The 21,874-nt window shown below is 72.4% G+C and carries 22 protein-coding genes; 13 read left to right on the top strand and 9 right to left on the bottom strand.

Features of this window, described 5'->3' with window-relative positions:
- Positions 1-43 precede the first annotated feature (43 nt).
- Together ligD and BG482_RS31325 are read left to right on the top strand one after the other, a co-directional pair.
- Positions 44-1,081, top strand: coding sequence for a non-homologous end-joining DNA ligase (gene ligD / locus BG482_RS31330; RefSeq protein ID WP_069772564.1), 1,038 nt, complete (start codon positions 44-46; stop codon positions 1,079-1,081).
- Between the two features lie 299 nt (positions 1,082-1,380).
- Positions 1,381-2,409 carry a LacI family DNA-binding transcriptional regulator gene (locus BG482_RS31325; protein WP_069772563.1) on the top strand — a complete coding sequence of 343 codons (1,029 nt, stop codon included), beginning with the start codon at positions 1,381-1,383 and terminating at the stop codon, positions 2,407-2,409.
- A gap of 37 nt (positions 2,410-2,446) precedes the next feature.
- Here BG482_RS31325 and BG482_RS31320 read toward each other — a convergent pair whose 3' ends face one another.
- Complete coding sequence (locus tag BG482_RS31320; RefSeq protein WP_069772562.1) at positions 2,447-3,238, bottom strand: VOC family protein; 792 nt, start codon at positions 3,236-3,238, stop codon at positions 2,447-2,449.
- 346 nt (positions 3,239-3,584) lie between these two features.
- Here BG482_RS31320 and BG482_RS31315 point away from each other — a divergent pair, with 346 nt between their 5' ends.
- Complete coding sequence (locus BG482_RS31315; RefSeq protein WP_069772561.1) at positions 3,585-3,830, top strand: WhiB family transcriptional regulator; 246 nt, start codon at positions 3,585-3,587, stop codon at positions 3,828-3,830.
- Between the two features lie 217 nt (positions 3,831-4,047).
- Here BG482_RS31315 and BG482_RS31310 read toward each other — a convergent pair whose 3' ends face one another.
- From BG482_RS31310 to BG482_RS31295, 4 genes are all read right to left on the bottom strand, one after another.
- Positions 4,048-5,022 (bottom strand): acyl-ACP desaturase, encoded by a 975-nt coding sequence (locus tag BG482_RS31310; RefSeq protein WP_069772560.1) that lies wholly within the window; start codon positions 5,020-5,022, stop codon positions 4,048-4,050.
- A 228-nt stretch (positions 5,023-5,250) separates the two neighbouring features.
- Entirely contained in the window at positions 5,251-6,027 is a 777-nt protein-coding gene (gene ddaH, locus BG482_RS31305) for a dimethylargininase (RefSeq protein WP_069772580.1), read from the bottom strand.
- A 161-nt stretch (positions 6,028-6,188) separates the two neighbouring features.
- Complete coding sequence (locus BG482_RS31300) at positions 6,189-7,811, bottom strand: ABC-F family ATP-binding cassette domain-containing protein (RefSeq protein WP_069772559.1); 1,623 nt, start codon at positions 7,809-7,811, stop codon at positions 6,189-6,191.
- Positions 7,812-8,086: 275 nt separating this feature from the next.
- On the bottom strand, positions 8,087-8,503 hold the full coding sequence (locus tag BG482_RS31295) for an SsgA family sporulation/cell division regulator (RefSeq protein ID WP_069772558.1): 417 nt from the start codon (positions 8,501-8,503) through the stop codon (positions 8,087-8,089).
- A 222-nt stretch (positions 8,504-8,725) separates the two neighbouring features.
- Between BG482_RS31295 and BG482_RS31290 the strand changes: the two genes are divergently transcribed.
- The 3 genes from BG482_RS31290 to BG482_RS31280 are packed head-to-tail and all read left to right on the top strand — an operon-like array spanning position 8,726 to position 10,984.
- On the top strand, positions 8,726-9,835 hold the full coding sequence (locus BG482_RS31290) for an oxidoreductase (protein WP_256096537.1): 1,110 nt from the start codon (positions 8,726-8,728) through the stop codon (positions 9,833-9,835).
- A gap of 50 nt (positions 9,836-9,885) precedes the next feature.
- Positions 9,886-10,215: a plasmid stabilization protein gene (locus BG482_RS31285; RefSeq protein WP_069772557.1), complete on the top strand. Its 330-nt coding sequence runs from the start codon at positions 9,886-9,888 to the stop codon at positions 10,213-10,215.
- Positions 10,216-10,273: 58 nt separating this feature from the next.
- Positions 10,274-10,984: an endonuclease V gene (locus tag BG482_RS31280; RefSeq protein WP_069772556.1), complete on the top strand. Its 711-nt coding sequence runs from the start codon at positions 10,274-10,276 to the stop codon at positions 10,982-10,984.
- On the opposite strand, the gene BG482_RS31275 is transcribed toward BG482_RS31280, so the two are convergent.
- Positions 10,945-11,133, bottom strand: coding sequence for a hypothetical protein (locus BG482_RS31275; protein ID WP_069772555.1), 189 nt, complete (start codon positions 11,131-11,133; stop codon positions 10,945-10,947). The two genes, BG482_RS31280 and BG482_RS31275, sit on opposite strands and share 40 nt — an antisense overlap.
- 273 nt (positions 11,134-11,406) lie before the next feature.
- Between BG482_RS31275 and mmpA the strand changes: the two genes are divergently transcribed.
- Positions 11,407-11,553: a morphogenic membrane protein MmpA gene (mmpA, locus tag BG482_RS31270; RefSeq protein WP_176741516.1), complete on the top strand. Its 147-nt coding sequence runs from the start codon at positions 11,407-11,409 to the stop codon at positions 11,551-11,553.
- A gap of 40 nt (positions 11,554-11,593) precedes the next feature.
- Here the strand turns inward: mmpA and BG482_RS31265 are convergent, their stop codons facing one another.
- A complete protein-coding gene (locus BG482_RS31265; protein WP_069772553.1) occupies positions 11,594-12,766 on the bottom strand; it encodes a trans-acting enoyl reductase family protein in 1,173 nt (390 codons plus the stop codon).
- Positions 12,767-12,949: 183 nt separating this feature from the next.
- Between BG482_RS31265 and BG482_RS31260 the strand changes: the two genes are divergently transcribed.
- From BG482_RS31260 to BG482_RS31250, 3 genes are read left to right on the top strand one after another with little or no spacing between them, the layout of a single operon-like run.
- Entirely contained in the window at positions 12,950-14,119 is a 1,170-nt protein-coding gene (locus BG482_RS31260; protein ID WP_176741515.1) for a CaiB/BaiF CoA-transferase family protein, read from the top strand.
- 40 nt (positions 14,120-14,159) lie between these two features.
- The gene (locus BG482_RS31255) at positions 14,160-15,374 is read left to right on the top strand and encodes an acetyl-CoA C-acetyltransferase (RefSeq protein ID WP_069772551.1); all 1,215 of its coding nucleotides are present in this window, start codon (positions 14,160-14,162) and stop codon (positions 15,372-15,374) included.
- A gap of 40 nt (positions 15,375-15,414) precedes the next feature.
- Positions 15,415-17,592 carry a 3-hydroxyacyl-CoA dehydrogenase NAD-binding domain-containing protein gene (locus BG482_RS31250; protein ID WP_069772550.1) on the top strand — a complete coding sequence of 726 codons (2,178 nt, stop codon included), beginning with the start codon at positions 15,415-15,417 and terminating at the stop codon, positions 17,590-17,592.
- A gap of 13 nt (positions 17,593-17,605) precedes the next feature.
- Here the strand turns inward: BG482_RS31250 and BG482_RS31245 are convergent, their stop codons facing one another.
- Entirely contained in the window at positions 17,606-18,319 is a 714-nt protein-coding gene (locus BG482_RS31245; RefSeq protein WP_069772578.1) for a MerR family transcriptional regulator, read from the bottom strand.
- Between the two features lie 232 nt (positions 18,320-18,551).
- Between BG482_RS31245 and BG482_RS31240 the strand changes: the two genes are divergently transcribed.
- Genes BG482_RS31240 through BG482_RS31230 form a run of 3 tightly spaced genes read left to right on the top strand, consistent with a single transcriptional unit; the run spans position 18,552 to position 21,541 of the window.
- Positions 18,552-20,015 carry an amino acid permease gene (locus BG482_RS31240; RefSeq protein ID WP_069772549.1) on the top strand — a complete coding sequence of 488 codons (1,464 nt, stop codon included), beginning with the start codon at positions 18,552-18,554 and terminating at the stop codon, positions 20,013-20,015.
- Between the two features lie 42 nt (positions 20,016-20,057).
- On the top strand, positions 20,058-20,540 hold the full coding sequence (locus BG482_RS31235) for a macro domain-containing protein (RefSeq protein ID WP_069772548.1): 483 nt from the start codon (positions 20,058-20,060) through the stop codon (positions 20,538-20,540).
- The gene (locus tag BG482_RS31230; RefSeq protein ID WP_256096536.1) at positions 20,537-21,541 is read left to right on the top strand and encodes an adenosine kinase; all 1,005 of its coding nucleotides are present in this window, start codon (positions 20,537-20,539) and stop codon (positions 21,539-21,541) included. The genes BG482_RS31235 and BG482_RS31230 overlap by 4 nt, the downstream gene beginning before the upstream one ends.
- Before the next feature lie 107 nt (positions 21,542-21,648).
- On the opposite strand, the gene BG482_RS31225 is transcribed toward BG482_RS31230, so the two are convergent.
- Entirely contained in the window at positions 21,649-21,828 is a 180-nt protein-coding gene (locus BG482_RS31225; protein ID WP_069772547.1) for a hypothetical protein, read from the bottom strand.
- Positions 21,829-21,874 lie beyond the last annotated feature (46 nt).

Raw genomic sequence — 21,874 nt, 5'->3', positions numbered from 1 at the left:
GGTGGTGATGCGAGGTGTCGGCGGTATGTCTACCGTGGCTCGCATGGGTGATGCAGTGGAACTGGAAGTGGCCGGCCGGACGGTACGGCTGTCCAGCCCCGACAAGGTCTTCTTCCCGGAGCGCGGCTTCACCAAGCTGGACCTCGCCCGCTATTACCAGGCGGTCGCCCCGGGCATCCTGCGCGCACTGCGCGACCGCCCCACCACCCTGGAGCGCTACCCCGACGGGGTGAACGGCGAGTCCTTCTTCCAGAAGCGGGCGCCGAAGAACATGCCCGACTGGATCCCGACCGCGCACATCACCTTCCCCAGCGGACGCAGCGCCGACGAGATGTGCCCGACGGAGGAGGCGGCCGTGCTGTGGGCCGCCCAGTACGGGACCCTCACCTTCCATCCCTGGCCGGTGCGCCGCACCGACGTCGACCGCCCCGACGAACTGCGCATCGACCTCGACCCGCAGCCGGGCACCGACTTCGACGACGCGGTCCGCGCCGCGCACGAACTGCGCGCCGTCCTCGACGAGTTCGGCGGCCTGCGGGGCTGGCCGAAGACGTCCGGGGGCCGCGGGCTGCACGTCTTCGTGCCGATCGAGCCCCGCTGGACCTTCACCCAGGTCCGGCGCGCCGCCATCGCCGTCGGCCGGGAGATGGAGCGGCGGATGCCGGAGCAGGTGACGATCAAGTGGTGGAAGGAGGAGCGCGGCGAGCGCATCTTCGTCGACTACAACCAGACCGCTCGCGACCGCACCATCGCCTCCGCCTACTCCGTGCGTCCCCGCCCGCACGCCCCCGTCTCGGCGCCGCTGCGCTGGGAGGAGGTCGGCGAGGCCCAACCTCGTGAGTTCGACATCGCGACCATGCCGGTCCGGTTCGCCGAACTCGGAGACGTGCACGCCGACATGGACGACCACGCCTTCTCCCTCGACGCCCTTCTCGAGCTCGCCCGGCGCGACGAGCACGAGCACGGTCTGGGAGATCTGCCGTATCCGCCGGAGTACCCGAAGATGCCCGGGGAGCCCAAGCGGGTGCAGCCGAGCCGGGCACGGCACGAGGACGCCCCGGGCGGCCCCGGGGCGTCCTAGGAACGGGCTCCCTCAGGACTCCTCGATGCGGAGGGCCCGGGACGAGAGGGGGAGACCGCCTGCCGCGTGACGGACGGGTCGCCGAGCCGGGAACCCGGACGAGCTCCGAGAGTCACTGGAGCCCCGAAGTCGCCGAGCCCCGAAGCCGCCGAGCCCACGAGGACGCACGAGTCGTACGAGTCGCCCGGGTCCCACGAGTACCGACAGGGGTGGCCTCTCGGCCGACGGCGAGAGCGCTCTCACCCCGGCCGTCGTGCGGAGCTATCCTGATCCGCACGACGGCCAGGAGGAGCCCCGAAGTGAGCGAGACAGCGCCGCGTCCCACTCTGGAGGCCGTGGCAGCCCGGGCCGGGGTCTCCCGGGCGACCGTGTCGCGGGTCGTCAACGGCGGCGACGGCGTACGGGAGCCGCTGGTCGAACGGGTGCGGCAGGCCGTGGACGAGCTCGGATACGTGCCCAATCAGGCCGCGCGCAGCCTCGTCACCAGGCGGCACGACGCGGTCGCCGTCATCATCGCCGAACCGGAGACCCGGGTCTTCGCCGACCCCTTCTTCGCTCTTCAACTGCGCGGCATCAGCAAGGAACTGACGGCTCACGACAACCAGTTGGTGCTGCTGCTCACCGAGGGCCGCGACGACCACGCCCGCGTCGCCCGCTACCTCGCCGGCGGTCATGTCGACGGGGCGCTCGTCTTCTCGCTGCACCTCGACGACCCGCTGCCCGGCCTGATCCAGGACGTCGGCGTGCCGACCGTGTTCGGCGGGCGTCCCGGCTGGAGCGACGGCACGCGGGACGTCGTCTACGTCGACAGCGACAACCGCGGCGGCGCCCGCGATGCCGTGCGCCTCCTGGCCGGCCTCGGCCGCACCCGTATCGCCCACATCAGCGGGCCCCTCGACCAGACCTCCGCGGCGGACCGGCTCGACGGATACCGGCAGGTGGTGGGCGACACCGGGCCGCTCCTCTTCGTCGAGAGCGATTTCACTCCCGGCGGCGGCGAGCGAGCCATGCGGGAACTCCTGGACCGCTGCCCCGACGTCGACGCGGTGTTCGCCGCGAACGACCTCACCGCCTCCGGTGTCCTGCGGGTGTTGCGCGAACGGGGGCGGCGCGTGCCCGAGGACGTCGCCGTGGTGGGCTTCGACGACATGCTGCCCGTCGCCGAGCAGACCGACCCGCCGCTGACGACGGTTCGTCAGGACATCGAGGAGATGGGCCGGATCATGGCCCGGCTCCTGCTGCGCCGCCTGGAACGGCGCAGCACCGACGAGGGACCGGGCGGCACTGTCGTGCTGCCCACGACGCTGGTGCGCCGGGCGTCGGCGTAGCCCTCGCCCGCCCGCCTGCCCCGGGACCGGAACCGGCTCACTGCCCCCGGGGCGCGCTCTTGATCACGGCGAAACGGGCGCCGTAGGGGTCGGCGAGCCGGGCGATGCGGCCGACACCCTCGACGTCCGTCGCGGGCATCTGCACACTGCCGCCCGATGCCTCGGCTCCGGCGACAGTCGCGTCCACGTCCGCGGCCTCGAAGTAGGGCAGCCAGTGAGCGTGGGTGTCGGCCCCGGCGGGGTCGTCGGACAGCGGGACGATGCCGCCGAACATCGCGTCCTCATCGGTGCCGGCCGGATTGACGCAGGTGTACGTGCCGCCGGGGAAGGGGACCGCGTACGTCTCCAGGCCCAGCGTCGCGTGGTAGAAGGCGGCCGCCGCGGCGATGTCCGGCGTGTAGAGCTCGACCCAGCACAGCGAGCCCGGCTCGTTCGCCACGTCCACGCCCTTGGTGCGGCCCGGCTGCCAGAGGCCGAACGGGACCCCCGCCTGGTCGGCGAGGATCGCCATGGTGCCCTCGCCCATCACGTCCATCGGAGGGAGGGACACGCTGCCGTGCGCCTGTTCGGCGGCCTTGGCCGTGGCCTGGGCGTCCGTGGTCGCGAAGTACACCGTCCATGACGGCGGGCCCTGTTCGGGCGTGGTCTGCATGCCGCCCGCCACGGTCTTCCCGTCGAGCTGGAAGAAGCCGTAGCCGCCGGCGTCGGGTCCCGCCGACCGGAAGTCCCAGCCGAAGAGGGCGCCGTAGAACGCGGTGGCGCCGTCGATGTCGGACGTGCCGACGTCGATCCAGTTCGGAGCGCCGTCGACGAAACGGGTGGTGAGCATGATCGCCCTCCTCGCAGGGGTCTCGTCCTGTGCACTGCCGAGTCTGGCACCGACCACTGACAATCGCTGCCGGAGCGCGGCCCGGGGCGCGGGCGGACGCACGGACGCACCCCCTGTTTCGGCGCAGGCGCAGGCGCAGGCGCAGGCGCAGGCGCCGGGCGCGCCGCCGTGCGCCGTGGCGGTCGCCCGGACCATCATCGGGCGGCGGGCCCCTGACATGGGTGCGTCGGTGTGCCGGTGCGTCGTGACGTCCGGGCCTTCGGAGGGTCCGGGTCCGGGCCCGGCCGGGGCGCGCGTATATCCCGCGTTGATCGAACGTTTTGCGCCGCCGGGCACGATCCTCGCCATGTACACCGACACGATTCCCACACCCGACCTCACCTGGCAGCGGGAAGCGCTGTGCGCACAGACCGGGGCGGAGTTCTTCTTTCCCGAACCCGGCAGTTCGGTGCGGGAGGCCAAGCGCATCTGCGGCATGTGCGAGATGCGCTCCGCCTGCCTGGACTACGCACTCGCGCATGACGAGCGCTTCGGCGTCTGGGGCGGACTCTCCGAGAAGGAGCGTCTGGACATCAGGCGCACGGCGCACTGAGCGGGCAGGGCCACGAGAGGCCCCGGGTATCCGGGCGATCGCGTCGCGGGGGTGCGGTCAAGGACTCGGGGACAGGGCGGGCCGGTGGCGCCTTTGTGCCGCGCGGGCGTCGCCTGCCGGGCGCTGACCGGAGCCGTGCTCCCCGGCGACGTGAACGGCCCGCACCGGGGAGCCGTTCTCCCGGTGCGGGCCGTCGAAGCGATCGGGGCCGGAGCGGTCAGCCCGCGGCGCGAGCCGCCATGCGGGCCTTGCGGGCGGCCAGCTTCTCGTCGAACTTCGACGCCTCGGAGTCCAGTCCGCCCATGTACAGGCCGATCTCCTCCTGCGCCTTCTGACCCTCCGGACCGAGCCCGTCGATCTCCATGACCTTCAGGAAGCGCAGCACCGGCTGGATGACGTCGTCGTGGTGGATGCGCAGGTTGTAGACCTCGCCGATCGCCATCTGCGCGGCGAACCGCTCGAATCCGGGCATGCCGTGGCCGGGCATGCGGAAGTTGACCAGGACGTCGCGCACGGCCTGCATGGTCATGTCGGGGGCGAGGTCGAACGCGGCCTTCAGGAGGTTGCGGTAGAAGACCATGTGCAGGTTCTCGTCGGTCGCGATGCGGGCCAGCATGCGGTCGCAGACCGGGTCGCCGGACTGGTGGCCGGTGTTGCGGTGCGAGACGCGGGTCGCCAGCTCCTGGAAGGCGACGTACGCCACCGAGTGGAGCATCGAGTGCCGGTTGTCGGACTCGAAGCCCTCGCTCATGTGGGACATCCGGAACTGCTCCAGCTTGTCCGGGTCCACCGCGCGAGAGGCGAGCAGGTAGTCGCGCATGACGATGCCGTGCCGGCCCTCCTCGGCCGTCCAGCGGTGCACCCAGGTGCCCCAGGCGCCGTCCCGCCCGAAGAGCGAGGCGATCTCGTGGTGGTAGCTGGGCAGGTTGTCCTCGGTGAGCAGGTTCACGACCAGCGCGATCCGGCCGATCTCGGTGACCTTGGACTGCTCCTTGTCCCAGGCCTCGCCGTCCTCGAAGAAACCGGGGAAGTTGCGGCCGTCGCTCCACGGCACGTACTCGTGCGGCATCCAGTCCTTGGTGACCTTGAGATGCCGGTTGAGTTCCGTCTCGACCACTTCCTCCAGCGCGTACAGCAGCTTGGCGTCGGTCCAGACGGCGGGGCTACCGAGGTGAGGGGAGGTGATCGTCACGAGAACTCCAGGGGGACGTGAAGCGGAGCGGAACACTCCGGCGAGCGGGGCCGGAACTTACGGAATCGTAGGCTACGTATCCGTAGGTTACGAATCCGTAGGTTAAGAACTGCGTAAACATCGCTGATCAGCAGCATTGCGTCGGGCATTTCGGTCCCGCTCCGGCCCCACCCCGACCGTCCCGGGAATCGCAGGTCCCAGGGCCGAAGGGGTGATCAGAACACCCGATCAGGCGTACAGATCCCGCAGACGCACCGAGAGGCACGTCACACATCCCTCCAGCTTCTCGAACTCGCCGATGTCGACCACCACCGGCTCGTGACCGAGACCGGCGAGCAGTTCGGCCGTCTTCGGCGCGCTCGCCGCCATGAGCAGTTTCGGGCCGCCGAGGAGCACCACGTGCGAGCCGGACTCCTCGGGCACCGACAGGAAGCGGGGGAACAGCGACGGGCGGTCCACCTGGGGGATATGGCCGATCACCGTGCCGTCCGGCAGCGCCGTGACCGCCGACTTCAGATGGAGAACCTTGCTCACCGGCACCGCCACGACCTGCGCCCCCAGCGGTTCGAAGGCGGCCCGCACCTGCTGGACGCCGGCCGCGTTGGTCCGCCCGCCGCGGCCGACGTAGATCGTGTCGCCCACCTTGAGGACGTCGCCGCCGTCCAGCGTGCCCGGATCCCAGATCCAGTTCACCGAGCAGCCCAGGCGTGCCACGGCCTCCTCGACCCCGAGGGTCTCGTCGCGCCGGGACTCGGCCCCGGACCGCGCGATCAGGGCGACGTTCTTGTACATCACCACCGTGTCCTCGACGAACACAGAGTCGGGGCAGTCGTCCGCGGGGTCGACCTCGACGGTCTCCCAGCCGTGCGTGCGCAGCGCCTCGGCATAGGCCTCCCACTGCTCCCGGGCGAGCTCCACGTCGACCTTCTCCCGCTCGACGTGCGTGACCAGGCCTTCGGCGAGGCGCGGGCTGGGGCGGCGGATCAGGGCCTTCTTGCTGGGCACGTCCAGGTCTCCGAATCGGGTGGCACGACCGGCGCCTCGGGCGCGGCGCCGGTCAGCCATCATGCAGCGCGGGGCCACCAGGACAAAACCCCGCGGTAACAATGTGCCCCTCCTGAGACCCGCGCGGTGCGCGCGGTGCGCGGAGACCTGCACGCGCCCGTCTACACCGGGCCCGCCACCTCCTCGGCCGTCGTCTCCCGCAGCTCCCCGTCCAGCAGCAGCCACCGGGTGATGCCGACGGACTCCAGGAACGGCAGGTCGTGGCTGGCCACGATCAACGCCCCCTCATAGGACTCCAGGGCCGTGGTGAGCTGACGCACGCTGGCCATGTCGAGGTTGTTGGTCGGCTCGTCCAGCATCAGCAGCTGCGGCGCGGGCTCGGCCAGCATCAGCGCCGCCAGGGTCGCCCGGAAGCGCTCCCCGCCGGACAGCGTCGCCGCCTTCTGGTCGGCGCGGGCGCCCCGGAACAGGAAGCGGGCCAGCCGGGCCCGGACCCGGTTGTTGGTGGCTCCCGGCGCGAACCGGGCCACGTTCTCGGCGACGGTGAGGTCGCCGTCCAGGACGTCGAGACGCTGGGGCAGGAAACGCAACGGCACGCGCGCGTGCGCCTCGCCCGCCTCCGGCACCAGCTCTCCGGCGATCGTGCGCAGCAGTGTCGTCTTGCCGGCGCCGTTGCGCCCGACCAGCGCGACCCGCTCGGGGCCGCGCAGGTCGAAACCGCCCTCCACGCGCGCGCCGTACGCGAGCCGCAGGTCCATCAGCGTGAGGACCTCGCGCCCCGGCGGCACGGCCGTGTGGGGCAGGTCGACGCGGATCTCGTCGTCGTCGCGTACGGCCTCGGCCGCGTCGTCGAGCCGCTCCTTGGCCTCGGCGAGCTTCTCCTCGTGCATGATGCGGTGCTTGCCCGCGGATTCCTGGGCCGCGCGCTTGCGCGCCCCCATGACGATCTTCGGCTCGCGTTTCTGCTCGTACATCTTCTGCCCGTACCGCCTGCGGCGGGCCAGCTTGACCTGGGCGTCGGCCAGTTCGCGCTTCTGCTTGCGCAGGTCGGCCTCCGCGACGCGCACCATGCGCTCGGCGGCGTCCTGCTCGGTGGCCAGGGCCTCCTCGTACGCCGAGAAGTTGCCGCCGTACCAGGTGACCTCCCCCGAGCGCAGGTCGGCGATCTGGTCGACGAGGTCGAGCAGCTCCCGGTCGTGGCTGACCACGACCAGGACGCCCGGCCAGGCCGCGACGGCCGCGTACAGCCGCCTCCTCGCGTACAGGTCGAGGTTGTTGGTCGGCTCGTCCAGCAGGAGGACGTCCGGGCGACGCAGCAGCAGGGCGGCCAGCCGCAGCAGGACGGACTCGCCGCCGGACACCTCGCCGATGGTGCGGTCCAGGTCGACGTGGCCGAGTCCGAGCTCGCCGAGGGTGGCCAGAGCGCGCTCCTCGACGTCCCAGTCGTCGCCGACGGTCTCGAAGTGCGCCTCGGACACGTCACCGGATTCGATGGCGTGCAGCGCGGCGCGCTGCGCCGCGATGCCGAGCGCGGCGTCCACCCTCAGGGCGGTGTCCAGGGTGACGTTCTGCGGGAGATGCCCGATGTCGCCCGCGACCCGCACCGTGCCGTCGGCGGGGGTGAGCTCTCCGGCGATCAGCTTCAGCAGGGTCGACTTGCCGGAGCCGTTGACGCCGACCAGTCCGGTGCGGCCGGGGCCGAAGGCGACGTCGAGCCCTTCGAGGACGGGGGTGCCGTCGGGCCAGGAGAAGGCGAGGGAGGTACAGGTGATGGAATGATTCAAAGCGGGCCTCGCGGTTGCGTGTGCGGTCAGGGCAACACGTGTCGAGACACCGGAAAGCGGCGACCACCGCCGGGGCGGGGGAGCGCGGAGACAGCGGAAAGGTCCCGCTCCGCAGGGACGGCTCGCAGGCCGAGGTCGCACGCGGCGCACACACTCCAGAGGTGTGGCGCGGTGTCTCAGGACCTCAGACGAGCAACGTCCTTCTCCAATCGGCGGCAACAGAACCGTTTACACCGTAGGAGGGCTCGGGAGAGCTGTCAAAGGATTAAAAGCGGTCAGCAGGCGTCCCGCATCAGCTCCGCCAGGTCGTGGTCGAGGTCGAGCTGCCGGTGCTCGGTGCCGGCGGGCACCAGTTCGCCCGCGGCGTGGAGGAAGCGGCGGATGTCGGCCGAGTGGACGTGCACGACGGCGGTGCCCTCCGGGGCGTGGAACTCCAGCACCGTGCGGTCGTACCCATAGGGGCGCACCCGGACGTCGCCGTGGCCCTCGGCGTCGTGCAGACCCGCCGAGAGGAGTTCACGGGCGAAGGTCCAGCAGACCTCGACGCCCTCCAGGGTGGCCGGAGCGGGGAACGTCATCCGGACGGCGAAGGGATCCTGGCGGTCGTAGTGCAGGGTGGCGGGGATGCTCTGCATGCGTGGCGCGGCGGCGACCAGGCGGGCCTCGACGGGCTGCTCGATGACGGTGGACAACGCCTTGCTCCCTCGTGACGGCGGGACGAACTTCCGGGCGGTGCGTCCGGACACTGGAAGAGACGCCTGAACCGGCCGATCCGTGCACACGCATTCCTAGTGACCTCGGTCACCGCCTTCATGCACGGGAGTGACTCACCACTCCTCCCGTGCCCTGAGAGGCGGTTGAGGCGATCACGGCATCTGGACGCCGGTGAAAGCCGTGGGCTAGCTTCGCGCGCCATGAGGCGCTTGGGGAAGACGCGACGCACGATTCGAACGGTACGGACGAGCGGCCGGGTGCTGGCCGCGGCCGGCGGGGCGGTGCTCGCCGTCCTGACCGCGCTGCCGGCGCAGGCGCACACGAGGGCCCCCGCGCCGCCGCACTGGGCGCTCAAGGACACCGGTTCGCCCGCCGTGCGCTTTCGCGGACTCGCGGCGGTCGACCGCGACACCGCGTGGGTGGCCGGCACTCGGGGCACGGTGCTGCGGACCGTCGACGGCGGCGGGAGCTGGCGCGACGTCTCGCCCCCCGGCGCGGCCGACCTGCAGTTCCGCGACGTCGAGGCGTTCGACGCGCGCCATGCGGTGGTGCTGGCCATCGGCGAGGGCGAGGCGTCGCGCGTCTACCGCACCGAGGACGGCGGGACCACCTGGACGGAGTCCTTCCGTAACACCGACGCCCGCGCGTTCTACGACTGCATGACCTTCTTCGACCGCCGCCACGGTCTCGCCGTGAGCGACCCGGTGGACGGGAGGTTCCGCATCCTGTCGACGAGCGACGGCGGTCGTTCCTGGAAAGTGCTGCCCGACCACGGCATGCCGGCCGCCCAGGACGGTGAGGCCGGCTTCGCCGCGAGCGGTCAGTGCCTGGTCGCCTCCGGGCCGAAGGACGTCTGGCTGGCGACCGGCGGCGCCGCCCGCGCGCGGGTGCTGCGTTCCTCCGACCGCGGACTGACCTGGAAGGCCGCCGACGCGCCGATCCCGGCGGGCGACCCCGCGCGCGGAGTCTTCGCCGTCGCCTTCCGCGACCGTGTCCACGGCCTCGCCGTCGGCGGCGACTACCGTCCCGATCAGCAGTCCCCGCAGGCCGCCGCCACGACCGGGAACGGCGGCCGCGGCTGGCGGCCCGCCGTCTCGCCCCCGCCGGCCTACCGCTCCGGCGTCGCCTGGATCCCGCGCAGCCGCTCCGTGGCGCTCGCGGTCGGCCCGACCGGCACCGACCTGACCACCGACGCGGGCCGCACCTGGCGCACCGTCGACACCGGCTCGTACGACACCGTGGACTGCGTGTCCGACGGCGGCTGCTGGGCCGCGGGCGAACAGGGCCGCGTGGCGCGCCTGGAGAGGTGAGCCGTTTTCCGGGTACCCGGAGCGCACGAACGTGAGAGGAGTGAGCGTCCATGCCACGCGGTTCCAGCCCCAAGCGGGAGCGTCAGTACGAGCACATCAAGGAGAGCGCGCAGGACCGGGGCGAGAGCGCCGGCCGCGCCGAGGAGATCGCCGCCCGGACGGTCAACAAGGAGCGGGCCCGCTCCGGCGAGTCGAAGACGGCGAGCCGCACCTCCACGCAGGACATGTCGTCCGGCAAGCGCGGTGGTCAGCGCTCCGGCAAGGGCTCCCAGGGGCCCACGTACGACCAGCTGTACGAGGAGGCCAGGCGGCGAGGGGTCAAGGGCCGCTCGGACATGAACAAGGGTCAGTTGCAGCGCGCGCTCGACGGCAAGGGCTGACCACCACGGGAAACGTGATCGCGAGCCGGTCCGCGGGAGCCGTACGCTCGTCACCACCATGACGACCGTAAGCATTCCCGCGGGCTGGCCCGCGACCGAGGAGGAGGCCCGCGCCGTCCAGGACGAGCTGCGGGCCGAAGTGGTGCTCGACCAGCCGGGGCCGCCGCCCGGGACGGGATACGTGACGGGGGTCGACGTCGCCTACGACGACGAGCGGGACGTCGTCGCGGCGGCCGCGGTCGTGCTGGACGCGGCCGGCCTCGACGTCGTCGCCGAGGCGACCGCCGTAGGGCGGATCTCCTTCCCGTACGTCCCCGGACTGCTCGCGTTCCGCGAGATCCCCACCGTGCTCGCCGCGCTGGACGCCCTGCCCTGCCCGCCCGGACTGGTCGTCTGCGACGGCTACGGTCTCGCCCACCCGCGCCGTTTCGGACTCGCGAGCCACCTCGGGGTCCTCACCGGCCTGCCCACCGTGGGCGTGGCCAAGAACCCCTTCGTCTTCACCTACGACGACCCGGAGGCGGCGCGCGGATCGTCGTCCCCGCTGCTGGCCGGCGACGAGGAGGTGGGGCGGGCGTTGCGCACGCGGGCGGGCGTGAAACCGGTCTTCGTGTCCGTGGGCCATCGGATCGGCCTGGACGGCGCCTGCGCCCACACCCTCGCCCTCACCCCGCGGTTCCGTCTTCCGGAGACCACCCGCAGGGCGGACAGACTGTGCCGGGAGGCGCTTCAGGAGGCGACGATCCGCCAGCGGCCCACCTCGGCGTAGGCGGAGTCGTACACCGCCGAGCCGTCCCCGGCCTCCAGGGCGTAGTGCTTCAGGTTGCCGCCCCAGTACCGCAGGATGCGCCCCAGCTCGCCCACCGGGTCCTGGGCCAACGCACCCTCGTCGACGGTGACTTCGAGAACGAACTTCATACTGCTCTCCTTCTCGTGCGCTCGCTGCGATCAGTGGCTTCAATCGTTTCATTGAAGTGCTTGTTGGCAGTTGGCGGCGCAGTCGCCGGGCAGGAGGCGGGAGAAGTCTCAAACGGGAGACAAGGCGGCGCGGGAGCGGCCCGGGGTGTCCGTCCGGGCCGCGCGCCGTACGCGGGCACCGTCCGAACACGGCGTCCCGGTACGGCGTCTGAGTACGGCGTCTGAGTACGCGTACGGATGTGCGCACGCCCGTACGATCGGCAGGGTGGGCGCATGACCACCCACCGTGCTCCGAAGCCCCTCGCCGACCCGGACCGCCCCGTCGAGCGCGCCGTGAACGCCGCGCTGATCCTCGCCGTCCTGGCCGGCCTCGGCTGGATCGTCGGCATGGTCTACACGCTCGTGCAGTGGCCGCTCTGAGGCGGGAGCGCATCGGGCGACGAGGGGAGCGCGGTGCGGATCAGCGGCGCGCCGCGACGCGGAATCGGATGCCCGCCCGGGTGAGCCGCTCCGTCAGCGCGTCCCCCATGGCCACCGCGGTGGTGACCTGCCCGGCCGTCGGCGGCAGGGCGTCGCAGACGAGGGCCAGCGCCGCCTCGGCGAACATCTTCGCCGTCTCGTCGTAGCCGGGGTCGCCGCCCGAGACCTCGGTGTACACCCGGCGGCCGCCGCCCTCGCCGACGAACCGGACCGAGAACCAGCTGCGCGCCCGCTTCTGAGCGCTCGGCCCCTCGCCCGGCTTGAGCCGGTCCGACAGCCAGCGCCGGGCCGGCGGCAGCTGGGCCGCGGCGGCCAGTGCGCCGACCGCCGCGACGCCGCCCACGGCGACCGGCAGCCGCCGTACCGCCGCGTAGTGCCGGTAGCGGAAGTCCGGTCCGTAACGCTGCAGCGCCCGTGCCGACCGGAGCACGACCTGCGCGTCGACGGTCGGCAGCGGCAGGGCCCAGGCGCCGACCTCCGGGGCGAACCGGGGCGCGCCCACCGGTGCGGCGGCGCGCCGGCCCACCAGCCGCGGTTCGTGCCGTCCCCGCTCCCGCGCGGCGGCCACCATCTGCCGGCCGCGCGCGAACTGGCCGAGCGCGGAGGCGAAGGTGCCGCCCGAGAACGAGGCGTCGGCGGTCACGAACCCGTCCACGGTCAGCGGCACGCCCTCGGGGAGCTGCCGGACGGTGAAGTACGCGCCCAGGTCGTGCGGGACCGAGTCGAAGCCGCACGCGTGGAGCAGCCGGGCCCCGGTCTCCCGCGCGCGTGCGTCGTGCCGCACGTAGGTCAGGTCCACGAACTCCGGCTCGCCGGTGAGGTCCAGGTAGTCGGCGCCGGTGTCCGCGCAGGCGGCCACGAGCTCCTCGCCGTACCGCACGTAGGGACCCACCGTCGTGGCCACCACGCGCGCGTTTTCCGCGAGGGCGCGCAGCGACTCCGGGTCCGAGACGTCGGCCCGCAGCACCCCGACGTCCACGCCGAGCCGTTCGCGCAGCCGCCGCAGTCTCGTCTCGTCGCGTCCGGCGATCGCCCAGCGGACCTCGCCGGGCGCGTGCGCGGCGAGGTACTCCGCGGTGAGCGTCCCGACGAAGCCCGTGGCCCCGAAGAGCACGATGTCGTACGGACGGTCCGACCTTTTCAGCCTGCTCATGACACCCCTTTGCCGTGCAGCCCGCGCCGCTGTCGGTGGCTGAGGCTAGCGTGAAGGGTGCGGAGCCCGACGGCAGGTGTCCCTAAAGTGTCTAAGCGCTTGCTCGTCCAGCTCTTGTGTCCGCTCCACCGCGTTCATAGCATCACTGGTGTTACATCGGTTGTGTCACAGCAAGGGGGCTGGATGACGACGGGACGGACGGCCGGGCAGGGCCCGCTGACAGGCGTACGGGTGGTGGAGCTCGCCGGGATCGGCCCCGGACCCTTCGCCGGCATGCTCCTGGCCGACCTCGGCGCCGACGTCGTCCGGGTGGACCGCCCCGGCGGATCCTCCCTCGCCATCGACCCCTCCTGCGACGTCACCAACCGCAACAAACGCTCGGTGATCGTCGACCTGAAGGCGCCGGACGGCCCCGCGCGCGTCCTGGATCTCGCCTCCCGCGCCGACGTCCTCATCGAGGGCAACCGGCCGGGCGTGGCCGAGCGTCTCGGCGTCGGCCCCGCGGACTGCCACGCCCGCAACCCCCGGCTGGTCTACGGCCGGATGACCGGATGGGGCCAGCAGGGCCCTCTCGCCCAGCGCGCGGGCCATGACGTCGCCTACATCGCCCTCACCGGCGCCCTCGGCATGATCGGCGCCCCCGACCGGCCGCCGCCGGCCCCCGCCAATCTGCTCGGCGACTACGCGGGCGGCTCCCTGTACCTGGTGGTCGGTGTCCTCGCGGCGCTGCACCACGCGCGCGAGAGCGGCGTCGGCCAGGTCGTCGACGCGGCCATCGTCGACGGCGTCGCCCACCTCTCCGCGATGATCCACGGCATGCTCGCGGCCGGCGGCTGGCAGGACCGGCGCGGCGCCAACCTCCTCGACGGCGGCTGCCCGTACTACGGGACGTACGAGACCGCCGACGGCGGTCACATGGCGGTCGGTGCGCTGGAGCCGCAGTTCTACGACGAGTTCGTGGACCTGCTGGGTCTCGGGGAGTTCCGCGACGCCCGCCGGGACTGGACGCGCTGGGGAGAGCTGCGGGAGGCCGTCGCCGCCCGCTTCAAGGCCCGCACCCGGGCCGAGTGGGCGGCCGTCTTCGACGGCACCGACGCCTGCGTGGCGCCCGTGCTGTCGCTGCGCGAGGCCCCGCACCACCCGCACCTCGCGGCCCGGGGCACCTTCACCGATCACGGCGGCATCACCCAGCCGGCCCCCGCGCCCCGGTTCTCCGCGACGCCCACGGCCGTCCGCGCAGGGCCGGCCCTGCCCGGCGCCCACAGCCGCGAGGTGGCCCGTGACTGGGGCGTCCCCGAGCTCGTGGCGGATCCCGAGCAGCCCTCCCCGCACACCCCGTCCCGGGGCGACTGACCCCGCCCGGCCCGGCCCACCCTCCCGAAAGGCTTGACCAGTGAGCACCGAAGCGTATGTGTACGACGCGATCCGCACCCCGCGCGGACGCGGCAAGGCGGACGGCGCCCTGCACGGCACGAAGCCGATCGACCTCGTCGTCGGCCTCATCCACGAGCTCCGCGACCGCTTCCCCGGCCTCGACCCGGCCGCCGTCGACGACATCGTGCTCGGCGTGGTCGGCCCCGTGGGCGACCAGGGCTCCGACATCGCGCGCATCGCCGCCCTCGCGGCCGGGCTGCCCGACACCGTGGCGGGCGTGCAGGAGAACCGCTTCTGCGCCTCGGGTCTGGAAGCGGTCAACCTGGCCGCCATGAAGGTCCGTTCGGGCTGGGAGGACCTGGTCCTCGCGGGCGGCGTCGAGTCGATGTCCCGGGTGCCGATGGCCTCGGACGGCGGCGCCTGGTTCAACGACCCGATGACCAACCTGGCCGTGAACTTCGTGCCGCAGGGCATCGGCGCCGACCTCATCGCGACCATCGAGGGCTTCTCCCGGCGGGACGTCGACGAGTACGCCGCCCTGTCGCAGGAGCGGGCGGCGACGGCCTGGAAGGAAGGCCGCTTCGACCGCTCGGTCGTGCCGGTGAAGGACCGCGCCGGCCTGGTCGTCCTCGACCACGACGAGCACCCGCGCCCCGGCACCACCGCCGACTCCCTGGGCAGGCTGAAGCCCTCCTTCGCCGACATCGGCGAGCTGGGCGGCTTCGACGCGGTCGCCCTGCAGAAGTACCACTGGGTGGAGAAGATCGACCACGTCCACCACGCGGGCAACTCCTCCGGCATCGTCGACGGCGCCTCCCTGGTGGCGATCGGCACCAAGGAGGTCGGCGAGCGCCACGGACTCACCCCCCGCGCGCGGATCGTCTCCGCGGCCGTCTCCGGCTCCGAGCCGACGATCATGCTCACCGGTCCCGCGCCCGCCACCCGCAAGGCCCTCGCGAAGGCCGGCCTGACCATCGACGACATCGACCTGGTCGAGATCAACGAGGCGTTCGCGGCGGTCGTCCTGCGCTTCGTCAGGGACATGGGCCTGTCCCTGGACAAGGTGAACGTCAACGGCGGCGCGATCGCGCTGGGCCACCCCCTCGGCGCCACCGGCGCGATGATCCTCGGCACGCTCGTCGACGAGCTGGAACGCCAGGACAAGCGCTACGGCCTGGCCACGCTGTGCGTCGGCGGCGGCATGGGCATCGCCACGATCGTCGAGCGCGTCTGACCACCCCAGCGGAACCCAAGACTTCTACGGAGATCCCGTCATGACACAGAGCACCGCCATCCGCTGGGAACAGGACCGCACCGGCCTCGTCACCCTCGTCCTCGACGACCCCGAGCAGTCCGCGAACACCATGAACGCGGCCTTCCGCGCCTCGCTCGCCGCGGTCACCGACCGCCTGGAGGCCGAGAAGGACTCCATCCGGGGCATCGTCTTCACCTCCGCCAAGAAGACCTTCTTCGCCGGCGGCGACCTGCGCGACCTGATCCGGGTCACCCCCGACACCGCCCGCGAGCTCTTCGAGGGCGGACTGGAGATCAAGCGCAACCTCCGCCGCATCGAGACCCTCGGCAAGCCCGTCGTGGCCGCCCTGAACGGCGCGGCCCTCGGCGGCGGCTTCGAGCTCGCCCTCGCCTGTCACCACCGTGTCGCCCTCGACGCGCCCGGCTCCAAGATCGGCTGCCCCGAGGTCACCCTCGGCCTGCTCCCCGGAGGCGGCGGCGTCGTGCGCACCGTGCGCCTGCTCGGCATCACCGACGCCCTGCTCAAGGTCCTCCTCAAGGGCAACCAGTACGGCCCCCGCCAGGCCCTGGAGAACGGCCTCGTCCACGAGGTCGCCGCCACGCCGGACGAACTCCTCGCCAAGGCCCGCGCCTTCGTCGACGCGCACCCCGAGTCGCGCCAGCCCTGGGACGAGCCGGGCCACCGCATCCCCGGCGGCACCCCGTCGAACCCGCGGTTCGCCGCCAACCTGCCCGCCTTCCCGGCCAGCCTGCGCAAGGAGACCAACGGCGCCCCCTACCCGGCGCCGCGCGCGATCCTCGCCGCGGCCGTCGAGGGCGCCCAGGTCGACTTCGAGACCGCGCAGGTCATCGAGGCCCGCTACTTCGTCGAGCTGGCCGCCGGACAGACGTCGAAGAACATGATCCAGGCGTTCTTCTTCGACCTCCAGGCCGTCAACTCCGGCGTCAGCCGCCCCAAGGGCGTCGAGCCCCGCACGGTGCGCAGGGCCGCCGTCCTGGGTGCCGGGATGATGGGCGCGGGCATCGCCTACGCGTGCGCCCGCGCGGGCATCGACGTCGTCCTGAAGGACGTCTCCCTGGAGGCCGCCGTCAAGGGCAAGGGCTACTCCGAGAAGCTCTGCGCCAAGGCCGTCGCCCGGGGCCGCACCACCCAGGAGAAGGCGGACGCGCTGCTCGCCCGCATCACGCCCACCGCGGACCCCGCCGACCTGGCCGGCTGCGACGCCGTCATCGAGGCCGTCTTCGAGGACACCGCCCTCAAGCACAAGGTCTTCCAGGAGATCGAGCACATCGTGGCCCCCGACGCCCTGCTGTGCTCCAACACCTCCACCCTGCCCATCACCGCACTGGCCGAAGGCGTAGAGCGCCAGGGCGACTTCGTCGGCCTGCACTTCTTCTCGCCCGTCGACAAGATGCCCCTCGTCGAGATCATCAAGGGCGGGCGCACCGGCGACGAGGCGCTTGCGCGCGCCTTCGACCTGGTCCGGCAGATCAGGAAGACCCCGATCGTCGTCAACGACTCGCGCGGCTTCTTCACGTCCCGGGTGATCGGCCACTTCATCAACGAGGGCGTCGCCATGGTCGGCGAGGGCATCGAACCCGCCTCGGTGGAGCAGGCGGCCGCGCAGGCGGGCTACCCGGCCAAGGTGCTCTCGCTGATGGACGAGCTGACGCTCACCCTGCCGCAGAAGATCCGCCGTGAGTCGAGGCAAGCCGTCGAGGAGGCCGGCGGAACCTGGACCGCGCACCCCGCCGAAGCCGTCATCGACCGCATGGTCGACGAGTTCGGGCGCACCGGGCGCAGCGGGGGAGCGGGCTTCTACGACTACACCGAGGACGGCAAGCGGGCGGGGCTGTGGCCGGGGCTGCGCGAGCACTTCACGCGCGCCGAGGCCGGGATCCCGTTCGAGGACATGCAGGAACGCATGCTGTTCTCCGAGGCCCTCGACACCGTCAGGCTCCTCGAAGAGGGCGTCCTGACCTCGGTCGCCGACGCCAACATCGGCTCCCTCTTCGGCATCGGGTTCCCCGGCTGGACCGGCGGCGTGCTGCAGTACGTCAACGGCTACGAGGGCGGCCTCCCCGGCTTCGTGGCACGCGCGCGTGAACTCGCCGAGCGCTACGGCGACCGCTTCACCCCGCCCGCGCTGCTGGTGGCGAAGGCCGAGAACGGGGAGACCTTCACGGACGCGCGCTGAGTCACCGGGCGTCTCAGGGGGAGCCGTCGGACGGCGGCTCCCCGAGCCACTCCCGCAGCTCATCGGTGAGCGAGCGCTGGAAGGCCGTCAGCAGGGCCTGCACGACCAGGGGCTGCATGTGCGCCGACAGCGAGCGCACCGCCTGCGCGTCGCGCTCCGGAACCTCCTCGCGCAGCAGCCGGGACAGCTCGTGGGCCGCGGCGCGCGCGTGGTCGAGAAGGACGGCGCGCGCGGCGCGGATCGACTCCTGCGACAGAGGCACGTCCAGGAGCCGCACACCGAGGCGCAGCAGTCCGGGGTCGACCCCGTACCCGTCCCGCTCGCGCCGGACGACGTTCATCGCGACGAGCCGGTCCACGTCCTCCTCGCCGAGCGGCCGCCCGGCCCTGCGCTGCAACTCCTCCAGGGTCACCGTCTCCACCGCGTCCGGGGCCCAGGACGCCACCACGGCCCGGTGCACGGCGAGGTCATGGGCGTCGAGCCCGGGCGGCAGCCGGTCCAGGTACCGCTCGATCGCGGCCAGCGTCAGCCCCTGCTCGCGCAGCTCCTCGATCAGCGCGAGACGGGCGAGATGCCCGGGGCCGTAGTGGCCCACCCGGCGCGGACCGATGGCCGGCGGCGGCAGCAGCCCCTTGGTGGAGTAGAAGCGCACGGTGCGTACCGTGACCCCCGCCCGGGCCGCCAGCTCGTCGACCGTGAGGGCCGGCTCCTCGGTCTCGATCGTCATGTGCAGCAGTATCGCTGTGACACCGGTGCTGTGAAACCCGGAGCGGCAGAGTGCGGAGCCGCGGTGAGGGTCCTGTGCGAAGCGACGCCGTGTGACGTCGGCCACCGCATGGCCATCCCGAGCCCGGGAAGGTGCTGCCTTGGTCTGTGCCCCCTACCCGGGAGCCGCGGGCCACGACCGTACGGACACCCGGGCGCATCAGGCCCGGGCGCACCAGAGAGTGGAACCACCCGTGAGCAAGGACAGCGTGCGCACGGCCGAAGTCGCCGCCCCCCAGGCGGCCGCGTCACCCGCGGACGCGGGCGACGCCGGCTACAGCAAGGACCTCAAGCATCGCCACGTCAACATGATCGCCATCGGCGGCGCCATCGGCACCGGCCTCTTCCTGGGCGCGGGGGGACGCCTGCACAGCGCGGGCCCGGCTCTGGCGCTCGCCTACCTGGTCTGCGGCGTCTTCGCCTTCTTCGTGGTCCGCGCCCTCGGCGAGCTGGTCCTGTACCGGCCCTCCTCCGGCTCCTTCGTGTCGTACGCGCGCGAGTTCCTCGGCGAGAAGGGCGCCTATGTCGCCGGCTGGATGTACTTCCTGAACTGGTCCACGACCGGCATCGCCGACATCACCGCGATCGCGCTGTACACGCACTACTGGAGCCTGTTCACGAGCATCCCCCAGTGGGTGCTCGCGCTGGTCGCGCTCACGGTGGTGCTGGCGGTGAACCTGATCTCGGTGAAGATCTTCGGCGAGATGGAGTTCTGGTTCGCGATCGTCAAGGTCGCCACCCTCGTCGCCTTCATGTGCGTCGGCATCTTCCTGCTCGCCACCCGGCACCAGGTGGGCGGGCAGACGCCCGGCCCGGGCGTGATCACGGAGCACGGCGGACTCCTCCCGCACGGCGCCATGCCCGTGGTCCTCGTCATGCAGGGCGTGATCTTCGCCTACGCGGCGCTGGAGCTGGTCGGCGTCGCCGCGGGCGAGACGGCGGAGCCGGAGAAGATCGTCCCGCGCGCGGTGAACTCCATCATGTGGCGCGTCGGCCTGTTCTACGTCGGCTCGGTCGTCCTGCTCGCCGTGCTGCTGCCCGGCTCGCTGTACTCGGCCGACGAGAGCCCGTTCGTCACGGTCCTGTCGAAGATCGGCGTCTCGGGCGCCGGCGACGTGATGAACCTGGTGGTCCTGACGGCCGCCATGTCCTCCCTGAACTCCGGCCTGTACTCCACCGGCCGCATCCTGCGCTCCATGGCCATGGCGGGCTCGGCGCCGAGGTTCACCGCCCGCATGAACCGCAGCCAGGTCCCCTACGGCGGCATCCTGCTGACCTGCGCGGTGTGCGTCCTCGGCGTCGGCCTGAACTACCTCATGCCCGGCCAGGCCTTCGAGATCGTGCTGAACATCGCCTCCCTCGGCGTCATCAGCACCTGGGTGATCATCATGATCTGCCATCTGGTCTTCGTCCGCCGCGCGCGGGCGGGGCTCGTGCGGCGGCCCTCCTTCCGCCTCCCGGGCAGCCCGGCCACGGAGATCGTCACGATCGTCTTCCTGATCGCGGTCCTCGGCCTGATGTGGGACGACCCCGAGGTCGGCCGCAGGACGCTCCTGCTGATCCCGGTGGTGGCGGCCGCCCTCGTGGCAGGCTGGTTCGCGGTCCGCGACCGGGTGTCCGAGGCGACGGACCCGGAGCTCTCCCAGCTCACCGAATAGCACTCCGGAGCCGCTGTCAGCGGCACCGCCTACGGTGGCGTCATGTCGGAGATCGCATACGTCCGGGGTGACGCCACCGTTCCGTCGGTGAAGGGCGTCAAGGTGATCGCCCATGTCTGCAACGACGTCGGGGGCTGGGGGAAGGGGTTCGTCCTGGCGCTGTCGCGGCGTTGGCCCGAACCCGAGGCGGCCTACCGCGCCTGGCACAGGGAGCGCGCATCCAACGACTTCGCCCTGGGCGCGCTCCAGACGGTCCGGGTGGAGAGGGATGTGTGGGTGGCCGACATGATCGGCCAGCGCGGCGTGCGGACGGGCAGCAAGGGCGTCCCCGTGCGCTACGACGCCATCGACGCGGCGCCGGCCCGCCTCGCCGACCGTGCCCTGGAACTCGGCGCGTCGGTGCACATGCCCCGGATAGGCTGCGGGCTGGCCGGGGGCAAGTGGTCCCGTGTCGAGCCGCTCGTCGGTGAGCGGCTGGTGGCGCAGGGCGTCGCGGTGACGGTGTACGACCACGGGGAGGGGTGACGCGTGTGCGCGCGGAGAACGACGGGAACGCCGAAAGGGACGTCGACGTCCTGGTCCTGGGCGGGGCAGGCGTGGACACGATCGTGTACGTGCCCGAACTCCCGCTCCCGTACGCCGACAGCTACATGATCGACGGCGGCATCCGCGCCCGCGCCGGGCAGACCGGCGACTTCGTCGCCCTGGGCCTCGCCGCCCTCGGCCTGCGCACCCACCACCTGGACTTCCTCGGCGACGACCCCGAGGGCGACCTCGTGCGTGCCCTGCACCGGGACCGGGGCATCGCCCTGACCGAGATCCCGCAGCCCGCCGGCACCAAGCGCGCGGTCAACATGGTGAGCCCGGACGGGCGACGGCTCTCCCTGTACGACAACAGCCGCAGCCGCCCGGACGACCGCTTCCCCGAGGACACGCTGCGCGCCCTGGCCGCGGTGAGCCGCCACGCGCACGTGTCCATCACCCACCCCTGTGCCGAGGCCCTCCCCGTGCTCCGCGAGGCGGGCGTGGGCATCTCCACCGACCTGCACAACTGGGACGGCGAGAATCCCTACCACGAGGCCTTCGCCTACGAGGCGGACGTCGTGTTCGTCTCCGTCACCGCGCTGCGGGACCCGCAGGCGACCATGCGCCGGATCGCCGGGCGGGGCCGCGCCGAGGCGGTCGTCGCCACGGCCGGCGCCGAGGGGGCGTATCTGCTGGCGGACGGCGAGCTGACCCATGTGCCCGCCGTCGCACCGCCCGCGCCGGCGGTCGACTCCAACGGCGCGGGCGACGCCTTCGCGTCCGCCTTCCTCTTCGGCCGCCTCAGCGGCGAACCGCCCCGCCGGTGCGCCGAGTACGGTGCGCTGGCGGGGGCGTACGCCTGCACGGTCCCGGCCACCGAGAGCGCCGCCCTGTCGCGATCCGGACTGCTGGCCGCGGCGGCCGCCCCCGCCGCGGTTCCCACGGCCGGCACTCCCGAGAGCGGCGCCCGACCCGCGTCGGCGGGCCCGTCGGGCCGGTGACGGCGGGTCCGTGACGGCGGTAGTGCCGACGTCTGCCGCGAGCGGGCCGACACCCGCTCGCGGAGCCCGCCGACCTCGCAACGCCCCGACGCCCCGACGGCTGGACGTCAGTTCTGCTTGCGTCTCGCCACGGTGAGGCCGACCACCCCGACCAGAGCCACGACCGCGCCCAGCAGCGTCAGCAGCGGCATCCCGCCGATCAGGCCGATGGCCAGGACCACCGCCCCGACGAGCGGCAGCACCCGCCACACACCCAGACCCTCGTTGCCGTTCCGTGCAGTCGCCATGGGCTCTCCCCGTTCTCTCCGGTGTCCGTCTGCACGGCTTGTTACC

Origin of the sequence: Streptomyces sp. LUP30 (genome assembly GCF_001746365.1) — a bacterium.
In the GTDB taxonomy this organism is placed as follows: Bacteria; Actinomycetota; Actinomycetes; order Streptomycetales; family Streptomycetaceae; genus Streptomyces.
This window is presented reverse-complemented; position numbering and strand designations above follow the sequence as displayed.

What these genes read in the sequence shown, in the direction of transcription:
- BG482_RS31245 (WP_069772578.1), bottom strand. Translation starts at nt 18,319, where the DNA reads ATGACGATCGAGACCGAGGAGCCGGCCCTCACGGTCGACGAGCTGGCG.
- ligD (WP_069772564.1), top strand. Translation starts at nt 44, where the DNA reads ATGGGTGATGCAGTGGAACTGGAAGTGGCCGGCCGGACGGTACGGCTG.
- mmpA (WP_176741516.1), top strand. Translation starts at nt 11,407, where the DNA reads ATGACCACCCACCGTGCTCCGAAGCCCCTCGCCGACCCGGACCGCCCC.
- BG482_RS31235 (WP_069772548.1), top strand. Translation starts at nt 20,058, where the DNA reads ATGTCGGAGATCGCATACGTCCGGGGTGACGCCACCGTTCCGTCGGTG.
- BG482_RS31260 (WP_176741515.1), top strand. Translation starts at nt 12,950, where the DNA reads ATGACGACGGGACGGACGGCCGGGCAGGGCCCGCTGACAGGCGTACGG.
- BG482_RS31265 (WP_069772553.1), bottom strand. Translation starts at nt 12,766, where the DNA reads ATGAGCAGGCTGAAAAGGTCGGACCGTCCGTACGACATCGTGCTCTTC.
- BG482_RS31290 (WP_256096537.1), top strand. Translation starts at nt 8,726, where the DNA reads ATGAGGCGCTTGGGGAAGACGCGACGCACGATTCGAACGGTACGGACG.
- BG482_RS31285 (WP_069772557.1), top strand. Translation starts at nt 9,886, where the DNA reads ATGCCACGCGGTTCCAGCCCCAAGCGGGAGCGTCAGTACGAGCACATC.
- BG482_RS31320 (WP_069772562.1), bottom strand. Translation starts at nt 3,238, where the DNA reads ATGCTCACCACCCGTTTCGTCGACGGCGCTCCGAACTGGATCGACGTC.
- BG482_RS31250 (WP_069772550.1), top strand. Translation starts at nt 15,415, where the DNA reads ATGACACAGAGCACCGCCATCCGCTGGGAACAGGACCGCACCGGCCTC.
- BG482_RS31280 (WP_069772556.1), top strand. Translation starts at nt 10,274, where the DNA reads ATGACGACCGTAAGCATTCCCGCGGGCTGGCCCGCGACCGAGGAGGAG.
- BG482_RS31275 (WP_069772555.1), bottom strand. Translation starts at nt 11,133, where the DNA reads ATGAAGTTCGTTCTCGAAGTCACCGTCGACGAGGGTGCGTTGGCCCAG.
- BG482_RS31225 (WP_069772547.1), bottom strand. Translation starts at nt 21,828, where the DNA reads ATGGCGACTGCACGGAACGGCAACGAGGGTCTGGGTGTGTGGCGGGTG.
- BG482_RS31315 (WP_069772561.1), top strand. Translation starts at nt 3,585, where the DNA reads ATGTACACCGACACGATTCCCACACCCGACCTCACCTGGCAGCGGGAA.